This is a genomic window from Cupriavidus ulmosensis (assembly GCF_977008105.1).
Window position 1 is genome coordinate 3,179,816 of the sequence record NZ_CDRMWP010000002.1, and the last position, 13,902, is coordinate 3,193,717.

The window sequence follows — 13,902 nt, forward strand, 5'->3', positions numbered from 1 at the left end:
GCCCTACCCGTTCGACGCCACGCGCGCCGGGCGCGCCTGCATGGTGGCCTCGCCGCCCGCCGCGCAGATCTCCATCAGGCCACCGAGCGGCACCGCCTGGCAGAACAGGTAGCCCTGCACCGCATCGCAGCCGCGCTCGCGCAGGAAGGCGAACTGCGCCGGCGACTCCACGCCCTCGGCCACCACCTGCAGGTGCAGTTGATGGCCGAGCGCGATGATGGCGGCGGCGACGGCCTGGTGGTGCTCGTCGTGCGCCACGTCGTCGACGAAGGACTTGTCGATCTTGAGCTTGTCGATCGGCAGCCGCGTCAGGTAGCTCAGGCCGGAATAGCCGGTGCCGAAATCGTCGATCGACAGGCCCACGCCGAGCGCGCGCACGCGCTCGAAGGTCTCGATGGTCTTGCTGCCGCCCTCGATCAGGATGCCCTCGGTGACTTCGATGGTCAGCGCCCGCGCCGGCAGCCCCGCCGCCTCCAGGCACTGCTTGACCATCGCGGGAAAGCCGGCCTGGCGCAGCTGCAGCGGCGAGATGTTGACCGCCACCTCCAGCTCGCGGCCCAGCTTGCCGCGCAGCTGCTGGATCTCGCGGCAGGCGGTGGCCAGGATCCATTCGCCCAGCGGCATGATGAGCCCGCTCTGCTCGGCGATCGGGATGAACTCGGCCGGCGGGATCACGCCGCGCTCGGGCGTGTCCCAGTGGATCAGCGCCTCCACGCCGGTGATGCGCAGCGTGGCGGCATCGACGATGGGCTGGTAGCGCAGCCGGAACGCGCGCGCGGCCAGCGCGCGCCGCAGCAGGCCCTCGATGGTGAAGCGCGCCATCGAGGCCTCCGCCATCTCGCTGGAGAAGCGGCACAACTGCGCGCCGCCGCCGCGCTTGGCGGCGTACATGGCGGCGTCGGCGTTCTTGAGCAGGTCGGCGAGGTTGTCGCCATCGTCGGGGCACAGCACCATGCCGATCGACGGCGTCAGGCGCAGGCGCTGGCTGCCCAGGCGCAGCTCCTCCGACAGGCGCGCCAGGATCTTGGCCGCGACCAGCTCGGCCTCGCTGTCCTGGGCGATGGCGTCGAGCACCACCACGAACTCGTCGCCGCCCATGCGCGCGACCAGGTCGGCGTGGCGCACGGCGGCCTTGAGGCGGTCGGCGACGATGCGCAGCACCTCGTCGCCGATATGGTGGCCGAGCGACTCGTTGATGCGCTTGAACTGGTCCAGGTCCAGCAGCAGCAGCGCGATGCGCTCGCCCTTGCGCAGCGCGCGCTGCAGCACCAGCTCGGTACGCGCGTGCAGCTGGGCGCGGTTGGGCAGGCCGGTGAGCGCGTCGTGGTGCGCCAGGTGGCGGATGTACTCGTCGGCGCGCTTGCGCTCGGTCAGGTCGTGCGCGATGGCCAGATAGCCGCCGCCGTCCAGCGCCGCGCCCGGCCCCGGCGCCGGCGCGCCCGGCAGCGCGGTGAGCGTCAGCTGCACCGGCAGGCGCGAGCCGCCCTTGCGCACGTAGGTCCATTCCTGCTCGTCGGCCAGCCCCAGGCGCGCCTTGCCGGTCACGGCCGGCAGGCCCGCCGCGACCGGCTCGCCCAGCTCGCTGGTGAGCGCCGCGGCGCGCGCGGCCACCTCGTCGGCGTCGAGGAAATCGAGATAGCGCATGCGCCCGGCCACCTCGCTGGCCTGGTACCACAGCATGCGCTGGCCGGCGCGGTTGATGCCCGTCACCAGCCCGTCGCGGTCGAAGGTGATCACGCACAGCGCGGTGTGGTCGAGCACGCGCGAGGTGCGCTCGGCCTGCTCGGCCGCCGCCAGTTCGGCGCGGCGCACCGCGCTCAGGTCGGTGACCGTCCACAGCACGCGGCCGGCGCCGGCCGCCGGCACCGGCGTGGCGGTCACGCGCGCCGGGAACACGGTGCCGTCGGCCTTGCGCGCGGCCGCGTCGAGCCGGCCCTCGGGGGCGCCCGCGGCCAGCGCCGCCGCGTCCGGCAGCAAGGTGGCGATGGCGACGCCGGCGAACTGGTCCGCCGCCTTGCCGAACATCGCCGCGGCGGCGGCGCTGGCGGTCTGGATGTGGCCGCCGGCATCGCACACGATGAAGGCGTCGGTGGCGCTGGCCAGCCCGGCGCGCTGCAGGGCGCCGTCGGACTGGCGCGCCTGGCGCGCCCGCGCGGCCAGCTGCCAGGCGCGGCGCTGCTGGCGCGACAGCACCAGCACCAGCCAGGCCAGCAGTGCCGAGACCAGCACGCCGCCGGCCAGCACCAGCCAGGCGCGGCGCGGCCGGTGCGCGGCCTCGAAAGCGGGCGTGGTGGCGCCGTGCAGGGTCCACACCCGGCCGCCGAAGGCCAGGTCGCGGTCGGCCGCGATCTGCGGCGCGGGCGCGCCGGCCTCGGGCTCGGCGTCGCCGGCCAGGAAGGCGGCCGGCGTGGCGTCGCGCCCGTCGTAGAGCGCCAGCGAGAGCGCGCCGGCGGCCGGCAGGCTGACCCCGCGCAGCAGGTCGTCGAGCCGCAGCGAGGCGTAGACGTAGCCGGCCACCGCCTGGCGCCGCTGCGCGGTGGTGTTCAGCGGCATGCCGTTGGCGTACACCGGCATGTAGAGCACGGCGCCGCGCTGCGGCATCTGCGCCTCGCTCTCGCGCACCAGTTCCAGGCGCGTGGTCAGGCGCGCCTCCCCGCTGTCGCGGGCGGCGTCCACCGCGGCGCGGCGCGCCGGATCGGACAGGATGTCGTAGCCCAGCCCGCGCGTGATGCGCCCGGCAAACGGCTCGACGAAGACGATCGGGGCGTACAGCTCGCGCGCGCCGCGCGGGTAGACCTCGAACACCGGCAGGCCCTCGCGGCGCATGGTCTCGCCCAGGCGCTCGAGGTCGCGCGCCGCGGTCAGGCGCGCGAAGCCGATCGAATGGGTGCCGGCCGGCAGGTCGTCGATCTGGGCGGTGTACAGGTAGCTGCGCCACTGCGCGCGCGTGGCGTTGGGATCGGCCGCGAACAGGCCGGTGGTGCCGCGCAGCAGTTGCTCGTTCTCCTGCAGGCGGCGCTGCAGGGCGGCGTGGACCGGCGCGTAATAGCCGTCGAAGTCGGCGCGCGCCGCCTCGCGCTCGAGCGCGCGCATGGCGTGCCAGGCACCGCCCGTGGCGAGCGCGCCGGCGGCCGCCGCCAGCAGGGACAGCAGCACGGGCGAAAGTGAGGGCAGTTTCATGTATGGTCCTGGCGCGGATGGAAGCCCTCGGAGCCTCGCCCTGCCGCTGCAGGGCTACGAGGCACTATACCTTGGCGGCCGGGCCTCGCCCAGCCCCGGCGCGCCCGCGCAACGTGCGGCGCCACACGCACACGCGCGGCGGCCGGCGCGCGCGCATGCCGGACTCGCGCCCGGCCGGCGCTTGTGGTAGGGTTGCCGCACCCGCAACCCTGTCGTAGCCGGATTTCCCGGCAGCCCAGCGGGGCCGGCCGGCCGCAAGGCGCGTGCCGCCCCCCGACTCCGCCGGCTCGCATGTCATTCGTTTCGCTTTCCCTGAAAGCGCGTCTCGCGCTGATCACCACGGCGCTGGCCGCCGTGCTCGGTACCGGCATCGTGCTGGCCTCGCTCCATTACGCCCACAACGACCTGCGCGCCGCGCTGCAGGACCAGCAGGACTCCATCGTCAAGCTGGCCGCCAGCCAGCTCGACACCGCGATGGAAGACCGCATCACGCTGCTGTCCCACCTCGCGCCGCAGCTGGCGGACCAGCTGACGCTGCCCACCCCGGCGCTGCGCCGCCTGCTGGACAGCCGCATCCCGATCCCCGGCACCTTCAACTCCTACATCATCGCCGACGCCCAGGGCCGCATGCTGGGCCAGCCGGGCGTGCCGGTCAGCATCGCCGACCGCGACTACTTCCGCGAGGCCGCGCGCACGCTGGAGCCGGTGGTCTCGGCGCCGATCCGCGCCCGCACCAACGGCACCACCGGCGTGCTGGTGACGGTGCCGATCCTCTCGGCGCAGGGCGAGTTCCGCGGCCTGCTGGGCGGCTGGCTGAACCTGGCCAGCGCCAACTTCCTGGTCGAGATCACCCACAACCGGCTCGGCACCACCGGCTTCTACTGCCTGGTCTCGTCCGGGCGCGCGCCGGTCTACGTGCGCCACCCCGATCCGGCCCGCGCCATGCAGCCGGCGCGCGCGCTGGGCGACACCTGCGGCGCGGACAACCGCAACGGGCGCATCGAGTTCCTCTGGCCCGAGCGGCCGCTGATCGCGCGCTACCTGATGGAGAGCACCGGCTGGGAGCTGGTGGCCGTGCTGCCCGCGCAGGAGGCCTTCGAGCCGCTGCACGCCATGCAGGCGCGCTTCCTGTGCCTGGCGCTGCTGGCGCTGGCGGGGGTGGCGCTGATGATCTGGCTGACCGTGCGGCACCTGCTGGCGCCGCTCACGCGCCTGCGCCAGGTGGTGCGCGAGAGCGCCCACGACCTGGCCGCCTACGAGCGCCTGCCGGCCCAGCAGCACGACGAGATCGGCGACCTCGCGCGCGCCTTCGGCCAGCTCATGCGCGACCTGCGCGAGCGGCGCGAGCAGCTCGACCTGAGCGAGCGCCAGCTGCGCGCCGTCACCGACACGCTGCCCGCGCTGCTCGGCTTCATCGACACCGAGGAGCGCTACCTGTTCAACAACGCGGCCTACGAGCGCACCTTCGGCATCCCGCTCGACAAGCTGCGCGGCATGACCGTGCGCGAGGTCGTGGGCGAGACCCGCTACACGCGCGCGCGGCCGTTCCTGCAGAAGGCGCTGGCGGGCACCGCCGTGACCTTCGAGGTGGAGGACAGCGATCCCGAGTACCGCTGCATGGAAACCAGCCTGCGCCCGGAATGGAATGCCGACGGCAGCCAGGTGATCGGCGTGCACGTGCACGTGCAGGACGTGACCCAGCGCAAGCTGGAGACCATGCGGCTGTCGCGCATCTCGCGCCTGGACCACCTCACGCAGCTGCTCAACCGCAGCGCGTTCGAGTCGCTGCTGCAGGCGGCCATGACGCGCAGCCGCGAAGGCGGCCGGCTGATGGCGCTGCTCTACCTCGACATGGACCGCTTCAAGGCCGTCAACGACTTCCACGGCCACATCACCGGCGACCTGCTGCTGCAGGCGTTCGGGCGGCGCCTGCAGCGCTGCGTGCGCGAGCGCGACGCGGTGGCCCGGCTCGGCGGCGACGAGTTCGCCGTGGTGCTGGAGGACATCGGCGCCGCGGCCAACGCGCGGCGCATCGCCAACGCCATCGTGATGTCGGTCAGCCGGCGCTTCTTCATCGACGGCGTGTTCGCCGACGTGGACGTGAGCATCGGCGTGGCGCTCTACCAGGGCGCGCCGATGCCCGACCAGGAGCTGATGCGCCAGGCCGACACCCTGCTCTACCGCGCCAAGGCCGCGGGCCGCGGGCGCTTCGAGATCGGCCCGCCCGAGCTGCTGCCGCAGGACGCGGGCGGCGCGTGGCCGCAGGATACGCCGGACCTCTAGGCGCGGCGGCCTCTCTCCCGCGTCTCTGGCCTCTGCGGCCTCTGCGGCCTCTGCGGCCTCTGTGGCTTCTATTCGCCCTCGAACGGCACGTGCTTGCCGTCGCGCGACTGGTAGCCGAGCTTGGTGTCGGCGCCCATCATCTTTTCCCAGGCCACCATCGCGTCGGCCACGGCGTTGGGCTCGCCCTTGAACACCAGCACGTCGTTGCCGCAATTCGGGCACTGGCCGCCGAACACAGCGTCGATGCCGCGCAGGTTGGGCGCGTCGATGGCGTCGAAGGTGCCGAAGGCGGTCTTGCACGCGCCGCACACCAGTTGGGCGGGCCGCAGGGCCGCCAGTTTTGCGCGGGCCTGCTCCGCGCGCGCCGCCTGGCTGCCCCGGCGTTTTGCTTCACCCATGATTCACTTCCTTCGCGCGCGCCGGCTGGCGCGCGCTTTCTCCAAGCATTGATATGGCCGGCGGCGCCGCTCAGAACGGCAGCGGGCCGACCGCGGATTGCGGCGGCACCGGCGGGAACGCGATCGGCGCGGTCTGGCGTTGCAGCGCATAGCGCACATAGACGCCGGCGTACCACTGGCGGTAGTCGCGCGCGTTGTCGAGCCCGAGCAGGCCGCCCACGTAGAGCTGCTGCGCCGCCTGGTACTCGGCCGATCCGACCAGATTGTAGGCCAGGCCGGTCTTCGACTGGCCCTGGTAGACCGCGCTGGACGAGCTGGTCAGGTTCCGGCCGTTGGCCGTGGCCATCGCCGCGTTGGCCGCCGACTGCGCCGCGGCGTCGGTCGGGAAGTAGTTCGAATCGTCCTCGCGGAAGGCTTGCATGCCCAGCGCGCCGCGCACGTGGTAGGCCAGCCGGCCGCTGCGCCCGGTGAGCGACAGCGGCACCGTCACCGCGAAATAGGTCTGCGGGCTGAAATAGCCGCCCTGCCCGAAGGTGAAATAGCGCAGGTTGTCCGCGTAGCCCATCGAGGTGAAGTTCACCCCGCTCATGAGGCGCTGGTCCGGCTTGTCGATCACGCGCAGGTAGAAGCCGCCGCCGCCTTCCCAGCGCGTGTTGCGCTTGACGTCGTGGCCGGTCAGCAGGCCATAGCCGCCGTAGCCGTACAGGCCGAAGAAGCCGTCGTCCCAGCCGAGGTCGGCGCGCGCGCTGCTGTTCATCACGCCGCCCCATTGCAGGCCGGTGCGCTCGTCGCGCGCGCCCGCGTAGGACAGCAGGCTGTCCGTCACCGGCCGGCGCGAGGCGCCGAGCGACAGCGTGGCGCGCTGCGTGAGCGGCAGGTTGAGCCTGGCGCCGGCATTGACGTCGGTGTAGCGGAAACCCAGCGGCGTGCTGCCGACGTCGGCGGTGAAGCGCTCCGATTCGTAGGCCACGCCGAGCGCCACGCCGAAGGCGTTCTGCGGGCCGGCCGAGGCCGACCGCAGCGGCGCACCGGCCAGGTTCACGGGCGCGCCGTTCACGCCGTAGGCGAGCGGGCCGCCGCCGAAGCGCGAGGCGCTGTTGAAGTCGGCGCCGACCGAGCCGCTGTCCAGCGCCACCGGGGTCACGCGCGCCGCCAGCTTGCCGTTGCCGGCGGCGATCTTGGCTTCGGCCACCACCTGCATCTCGGTGAGCTGGCTCATGCCGGAGTCGCCCGTGCGCCCGCGCAGCATGGGGCCGCCGGCGAGCGTGCTGGCGCGCTGCGCCTCGATCTCGCCGAGTTCCTGCTGGGCGGTGCGGGGGCCGGTCGGGCTGGCCTGCGAGTCCGCGTCGGCCAGCCACGGCGCGCGCGCCTGCGCGCCGAACGGCTGGCGCGCGGGCACGGCGGCAGCGGGTTCGGCGACAGCGGCCACGGCGGCGGGCGCGGCCTGCGCCGGATACTGGTTCGGGTACTGGGCCGCCGGATATTGCGCCGGATATGGCACCGGATACTGGACCGGGTATTGCGCCGGAGCCGGAGATGCGTACTGGGCATCCTGCGCCGCGCCGGTGGCGCGGCTGGCCGCGGTGGCCTTGCCGCGCGTGGTGGCGGTAGTGGCGCGCGCGCGCAGCGGCGCGGGCGCCTGTTGCGGATAGTAGGCCTGCGGCTGCTGGGGCATGGGCGCCGCGGCCGGCGCGGCTGGCGCGCTGCCGGCCGGCAGCGGGATGTAGGGCTGGCCATACGCCTGGCCGCCGGCGCTCGCCGCCGGCGCGGCCTGCGCCACCGTGGGTGCCGGCACCGCGAGATACGGCGCCTGCGAGCCGGGCGGCGGCAGTTGCGAGACCGCGCGCTGGCCCGGCAGGCCGACGAAGGGATTGGACGGCACGCGGTCGAACCCGGCGGCGCCCGCGCGCGCGCCCGGCGGCGCGCCGGCGGCAGCCTCGGCCGCCACCGCGGCGCGGAAGTAGTCCGCCGCGCGCGAGGTCTTGCCCTCGGCGCGGTAGAGCCGCCCGGCGGCGGTCAGCACCTTGGGCGACTTTGGCGCCTGCGCCAGCGCCATCTGCAGCGTGCCCTCGGCCCAGCTGAATTCCTTGGCGGCGGTGGCGGTGCCGATCGCGGCCAGCATCAGGTCGAGGTTGCGCGGGTCTTTTTCCAGCACGCTCTCGTACAGCGCGAGCGCCTGCTTGTTGTCGCCGGCCTGCGCGTACATGCGCGCCAGGCTGGCGCGCACGGCGCCGTTGCCGCCGCGCTCGGACAGCGCCGGGGCCAGCATGTCGTAGGCGGCCACGAGGTCGCCGCTCTCGGTGAGCGCGTCGGCCTGGCGCACGATGTAGGCCACGCGCAGGTCGTCGTAGTCCTTGCGCTGCTGCGGGTTCAGCGCCGCGCCGGCGAGCTGGCGCAGCACGCCGGCCAGCTCCACGTCCTGGCGGGTCTTGAGCAGGATGGCGGCGTATTGCAGCTGCATGCCGGTGTCGGGCCGCGGCGTGCGGCTCATCACGCTGCGCATCAGCGCCAGCGCGCGCGGCTCGTCGCCGGCGTCGGCATAGGCCAGCGCCAGCGCGCCGAGCTGGTCGGCGTCCTGCTGCGCGTAGCGCTCGGCGTCCTGCAGCACGGCGCGCGCGGCGGATTGCTGGCCGGCGGCGGCCAGGCCGCTGGCGCGCTCGGCCTCGGCATGCACCCACAGGCGGCGCTGCAGGGTGCCCATGTCGCGCGTGCGGCTCTGCGGCGGCACGCGCTCGAGCGCGTCGAGCCCGGCCTGCCATTCGCCGGTCTCGGCGCTCAGCAGCGCGCTGGCGTAGAGCGCGTCGGGCATGTTGGGGTTGGACAGCAGCAGGCCGTCCATGATGCTGCGGGCCTGTTCCTTGAGGCCCATCGACGCATAGGCGCGCGCCGCGTCGAGGCGCACCCACGGGTTGGTGGGGTCGGCCGCCATCGCGTCTTCGAGCGCGCGCCGCGCGCCGGCGGTGTCGCCGCGCTGCAGGGCCGCGCGCGCCTGGCCGCGCGCCTCGTCGGCGCGCAGCCTGCCGAGCGAGCCCACTTTCTCCTGCTGGGCCGGCGTCAGGTCCTGCACGATGGCGAGCGCCTCGGCGCCCTTGTTCTGCGCCGACAGCACGCCCACCAGCCCGCGCGTGGCGTCGGGGTTGTCGGGCTGCTGCTTGAGCACGCGCCGGTAGGCGGCCTCGGCCTGCGCGTACTGGCCGTCCTCGGCCATCACGTCGGCCAGCGCCACCTGCGCGGACGGCTCGCGCGCGTCGAGCTTGACGGCGCGCTCGAGCAGGCGGCGCGCCTCGGCGCGGTTGCCGCCGTTGCGCGCGGCGGTGGCCTGCTCGGACAGCAGCCAGTAGGTGGCGCTGTTCTGCGCGCTGCGGTAGCGCGTGCCGGCGCCGCGCCGGGCGGCCTGGTCGAGGAAATCCACCGCCTCGGCGAACTTCTCCTGCTTGAGGCGCAGCACGCCCATGCCGCCGAGCGCGTCGGCGTCCTCGGGGCGCTGCGCGAGCGCGGCCTGGAAGCGTTCGCCGGCGCGCTCCAGGTCGCCGGCGTCCAGCGCGTCGAAGCCCTGCTGCACGATCTGGCGCGCCGGGTTGGCGGCGGCGCCGGCACCGGCGCCGACCGCGCGGGTGGACTCCTGCTGCTGCTGCGCCTTGACCGCGTCGAGCCTGGCGCGGATGGCGGCGTCGTCCGGATGGCCGGCCAGCCAGGCCTGGTACAGCGGCGCGTCGGCCGGGCGCCCGCCCAGCCAGGTCAGCGCGCGCTGCCAGCTCTGCGCGGCGGGGCCGGCCACGTCGGTGCCCTTCGAGAGCGCCTCGAGCTGGCGGATGCCTTCGCGGCGCGTGGACTCGCGGTAGGTGAGGTGCTGCGCCAGCGCGAGCTGCGCGCGGTTGTCGGCGGGGTTGGCGCGCGCCAGCTGCTCGAGGCCCTTGCGCGCCGCTTCCCAGCCCTGCGCGGTGCCGCCCAGGGTCTGGTAATACTCCAGCGCGAGATCGCCCTGCGGCACGGCGCCGCCGGCGGCCTGCTGGTAGCGCCTGACCGCTTCCTCGCCCTGGCCGCTGCGCGCGAGCTGGCGGGCCTGCTCGATCTGCTGGCTGGTGCCGCCGCCGCTGATGATCTGCGTCAGGCGCGCGATCTGCGGCGAGCCGGGCTGGGCCTTCTTCAGGCGCTCGAGATAGGCGCGCGCGCCGTCGGCGCGGCCGGCCTCGGCCTCGGACACGCCCATGCCGTAGAGCGCCTCGGGCTGGCTCGGGTTGAGCCGCAGGATCTTCTGCCACGCTTCGGCGGCGCGGTCGCCGCGGCCGCGCTCCTGCCAGTACTTGCCCTGGTCCACCAGCAGCTTGACCGGGTCTTCCTGCGCGGCGGCAGCGGTGGCGAACGCGGCCAGCAGGCTCAGCGCGAGCGTCTTCGCGCGCCGCCTGCCGGCGGCCTGCCCGCGCGCCGCGGGCATCGTGCGTCCGTTCATGGCCGGGCGCTTGCGGTTCTGCATGTCTTCTCCCACTCCAGCTCCAGTTGGCCCGAGGGCGCGAACCGGTAGCGGCCTTCGGCAAAGCCGAGGCCGAATAATCCCAATACGGTGTCGTAGTACGTGGCCGCGGACTTGCCGCCGGCGGTGTCGAGCATGGTCTCGGCGCGCGCGCGCTGCACCGCCGCGGCCGGCGAGCCGGCGGCCTGCAGGAACGGCACCAGCGCGGCGGAGAAGCCGGCCGGGCCGTCGCCTTCGAGCGCGCCGCCGTCGGCGTGCATGCGCTCGGGCGGCGCGGCGCGGCCCGCCATGCGCTGCGCGTGCGGCGCCAGCGCCTTCATCAGCGCGCGGCCCGCGGCGTCGCCGCGCGGCGTCATGCCGGCCCACAGGTAGACGCGGATGGCGTCGTAGCTGCTCACGTCGCCCTTGACCGGGTCGGTGAGAAAGCCGGTGCCGCCCTGGTCGGCGCGGTAGGCGGACCAGTCCGGCACGATGCCCTGCCTGGCCACCGCTTCGGCCAGCCGGCCGGCCTGCGTGGCCAGCGTGCCCCACGGCCCGGACGGGTCGGCGCCGGCCAGCCGGCGCAGCAGCGGCACCGGCAGGTAGCTGGCATTGAGGCGCCACTGGCGCGGGCCGTCTTCGCTGCCCTCGGCAAACCCCTGCGGGGCGGGCAGCAGCATGGCGCCGAAGCCGGGCAGCGACGCCACTTCCTGCTGCGCCGCCAGCTTGAGCAGCGCGCGCGCCTGCGTGGCGTAGCGCGGCTCGCGCCACAGGCGCGCGGCCTCCAGCAGCGCGAACGCGAACCACAGGTCGGCGTCGGCGGCGGCGTTGGCGTCGATCACGCCCCACGAGCCGTCGCCGCGGCGGCCCCACTGCCACGCGGGCAGCTTGTCCTGCAGGCTGCCCGCGCCGAGGTTGGCGATGCTCCACTGCCACAGGCGGTCGAAGGTGGCGCGGTCGTTGGCGACCAGCGCGAACACCATGCCGTAGGACTGGCCTTCCGAGGTGCTGTGCTGCTCGCGCGTGGACGGGTCGAGCACGCGGCCGTCGGCTTGCACGAAGCGCGCCAGGAACTGCTGGTACAGCGGCCACGGGCAGGCTGCGGGCGCGGCCGCCGCGGCGCCGGCCCAACCACCCAGCGCGCCGAGCGCGCCCAGCGCCGGCAGACCCGCCAGCCAGCGCCGGCGCGACCGGTTCACCATCATTGCACCCCCTGGTTGCGCCGGTTGGCGCGCGCGCGCAGCGTCAGGAACAGCAGCGTCGCCAGCAGCAGCGCGGCGGCGCCGGTCATCAGCACCAGCGCCAGCGGGCGCCGCGACAGCCACCATTCCACGTAGGTCCACGGCGCCAGCCTGCCCACGTAGTAGTTCTGCTCGGCGGCCAGGCTGTCGACGTCCTTGCCGTGCACCAGCGCCAGGCTGCCCTGCACGTGGACCACCTGGTCGGGGTCGAGCAGCGCCTCGGTCATCGCCTGCAGGCCCTGCGGCGCGTTGCTGACCAGCGCCACCACACTGCGCCCGGAGGCCAGCGGCGACTCGAACGCGCTCAGCGCGGCGTCGGTGCCGGCGCTGGTGAGCGACAGGCGCGTCTCGACCGGGCGGTCGCGCGTGACGTCGGCGCCGTTCCACCAGCCCGCCACGGTGGACACGATGTCGGACATGGTGAAGCGCTTCTCGTTGCCCGCCAGCGAAACCGGCATGCGCTCGGCCCACTGCGTGAACAGCGGCTGGTTCTGCGTGGTGCCGATCACCAGCAGGTCGCGCGCGGCCTGCTGGGCGACCTGCGCCGCGCCGGACACGGCCACGCCGGTGGCGGGATAGCCGGTGGACTCGCCCATGCGGCCCATCAGCGTGAGATAGGCCGTGTAGTCCTCGGCGCCGGGCTTGTCCGGCAGGATCACCGCGGTCTCGGACAGGTCGGCCAGGCGCGTGAACGGGAAACCGCTGTTGCCGAACACGGCCAGGTCCGGCAGCGCGATGAAGTGCGACAGGCCGGTGATGTCGATGGTCGAGTCCGGGTCGATGGCGCCCTTGACGTTGTCGAGCATCACGTCCTTGCAGGCGCCCTGCTTGAGGTAGTCGTAGTAGAAATGGAACTGCAGCTGCGACTGCGCGGGCAGCATGAACAGCGGCAGCGCGATGCGCTCGTGCACCGGCACCGAGCCGTCCGGCAGCACCTTGGCCAGCAGCTGGCTGGCGCGGCCGTCCTGGTTCTTGAGCGCGCGCAGCGGATAGGCGCGCAGGAACTGGCGGTTGACGTTGACGTTCAGGGTGGACTTGTCCACCACCGGGCGCGGCGTGTAGCGGTAGTGCAGGTCGATCGGGATGCCCTTGTCGCGCCAGCCGAACAGGTCCGGCGGCAGGCGGAAGTTCACGCGCACCAGGTCCGGGTTGTAGCCCGAGACGTTGAGGTCGCGCACCTCGGTCAGCTCGCCGAAGCGCACCGGGCGGTCGCTGCGGATCCAGTTGGGCGCGTCGTAGGGCACGCGCGGTGCGACCTCGTCGAAGCGCGAGATGGTGGCGCTCTGCCCGGACAACGCGCGCGCGCCCAGCGTGAGCGCGCGCGCGGCGGTCTTGAGCTCGGCGCTGTCGCGGCCCATCACCAGCAGCAGCTTGGCGTTGGCGTCGCCCGGATTGGGCACCACGGCCAGCGTCGGGCCGCCGATGGCGGGCAGCGCCACGCCGGCGGGCTTTTCCTCGCCGGTGACGAACACCACCGCGTTGCCGCTGGCCGGCACCTGGTTGAGCAGCGCGCCGAACGACGCGCCGCGGTAGCCGGCCAGCGCGCCGAACCACGACGACACCGCGCCCGCGGCCTCCAGCGTGGCCGCCGACGGCGCGCCCGCGAACACGAACGGCAGCCGCAGGCGGCCGACGTCGCGGCGGTCGAAGAACGGCAGCGGCAGCAGCGACAGCTCGTTGGCCAGCGCCACCGGCGCCACGGTCAGCTCCAGCACGCTGCTGTTGCCCACCGTGGCCCACAGGCTGGAATGGAACGGGTCCTCGCAGTCGGTGGTGTAGTGGCCGACCAGCTCCAGGTTGAGACGGTTGAATTCCGTGATCAGGCGCGGCTCGATGGCGAGGTCGCGCTCCTGGCTGGTGCCCGCGCCCTCCTTGGGCACGGGCACGCTGGCGGCCACTTCGCCGTTGACCATCACGTTGATGTGCGACAGCGCCGGGATCAGCGCCGGCGAATAGGTGTAGCGCAGCTTGAGCCGGGCGGCGGTCACCACTTCGTCGGCGCGGATCGAGAACGGCACGCCGTTGATGGCGTCCACGCCGCGCAGCTGGAACGGCGCGTCGGCGCCGAGCTGCTTGAGCGTGAACTGCACCGTGCGGCTGGCCGCGCGCGGCGCGGTGGCGGCACCTGCAGCGCCGGCGGGGATGGCGGTGGCCGCCGCGGGCGCCGGCGGGACCACGGTGTCGCGGCTGGTGTCCGGCAGCGTGGCGCGCTGGGCGCCGGCGGGATGCGCCGCCAGCAGGGTGAAGGCGAGGATGGCGCCCAGGCGGGTCAGCGCGGGCAGGCGTGGTTTATGGTTCAGGCGCATTCGTCTCTTGAGCCGGTGGTCCGTGGCGTGTATGCCGGGCCGGG

The 13,902-nt window shown here is 74.1% G+C and carries 6 protein-coding genes; 1 reads left to right on the top strand and 5 read right to left on the bottom strand.

Going from position 1 to position 13,902, the window contains the following annotated elements; all coding sequences use genetic code 11:
* Positions 1-3 precede the first annotated feature (3 nt).
* Positions 4-3,180 (bottom strand): bifunctional diguanylate cyclase/phosphodiesterase, encoded by a 3,177-nt coding sequence (locus ACWTPI_RS33740; RefSeq protein ID WP_082079524.1) that lies wholly within the window; start codon positions 3,178-3,180, stop codon positions 4-6.
* Positions 3,181-3,471: 291 nt separating this feature from the next.
* Here ACWTPI_RS33740 and ACWTPI_RS33745 point away from each other — a divergent pair, with 291 nt between their 5' ends.
* Positions 3,472-5,463 carry a sensor domain-containing diguanylate cyclase gene (locus ACWTPI_RS33745; protein WP_020206406.1) on the top strand — a complete coding sequence of 664 codons (1,992 nt, stop codon included), beginning with the start codon at positions 3,472-3,474 and terminating at the stop codon, positions 5,461-5,463.
* Between the two features lie 68 nt (positions 5,464-5,531).
* Here ACWTPI_RS33745 and ACWTPI_RS33750 read toward each other — a convergent pair whose 3' ends face one another.
* From ACWTPI_RS33750 to bcsB, 4 genes are all read right to left on the bottom strand, one after another.
* A complete protein-coding gene (locus ACWTPI_RS33750; RefSeq protein WP_059411977.1) occupies positions 5,532-5,861 on the bottom strand; it encodes a hypothetical protein in 330 nt (109 codons plus the stop codon).
* A 70-nt stretch (positions 5,862-5,931) separates the two neighbouring features.
* Positions 5,932-10,335, bottom strand: a complete 4,404-nt coding sequence (locus ACWTPI_RS33755) for a cellulose synthase subunit BcsC-related outer membrane protein (protein ID WP_454733961.1) — start codon at positions 10,333-10,335, stop codon at positions 5,932-5,934.
* Complete coding sequence (bcsZ, locus tag ACWTPI_RS33760; RefSeq protein ID WP_454733962.1) at positions 10,308-11,516, bottom strand: cellulose synthase complex periplasmic endoglucanase BcsZ; 1,209 nt, start codon at positions 11,514-11,516, stop codon at positions 10,308-10,310. The genes ACWTPI_RS33755 and bcsZ overlap by 28 nt, the downstream gene beginning before the upstream one ends.
* On the bottom strand, positions 11,513-13,858 hold the full coding sequence (bcsB, locus tag ACWTPI_RS33765; RefSeq protein ID WP_020206410.1) for a cellulose biosynthesis cyclic di-GMP-binding regulatory protein BcsB: 2,346 nt from the start codon (positions 13,856-13,858) through the stop codon (positions 11,513-11,515). Before bcsB ends, bcsZ begins: the two co-directional genes overlap by 4 nt.
* Positions 13,859-13,902 lie beyond the last annotated feature (44 nt).

Bases quoted from the DNA above. Each gene is read 5' to 3' on its own strand.
- bcsZ (WP_454733962.1), bottom strand. From the start codon at position 11,516: ATGATGGTGAACCGGTCGCGCCGGCGCTGGCTGGCGGGTCTGCCGGCG.
- ACWTPI_RS33745 (WP_020206406.1), top strand. From the start codon at position 3,472: ATGTCATTCGTTTCGCTTTCCCTGAAAGCGCGTCTCGCGCTGATCACC.
- ACWTPI_RS33755 (WP_454733961.1), bottom strand. From the start codon at position 10,335: ATGCAGAACCGCAAGCGCCCGGCCATGAACGGACGCACGATGCCCGCG.
- ACWTPI_RS33750 (WP_059411977.1), bottom strand. From the start codon at position 5,861: ATGGGTGAAGCAAAACGCCGGGGCAGCCAGGCGGCGCGCGCGGAGCAG.
- ACWTPI_RS33740 (WP_082079524.1), bottom strand. From the start codon at position 3,180: ATGAAACTGCCCTCACTTTCGCCCGTGCTGCTGTCCCTGCTGGCGGCG.
- bcsB (WP_020206410.1), bottom strand. From the start codon at position 13,858: ATGCGCCTGAACCATAAACCACGCCTGCCCGCGCTGACCCGCCTGGGC.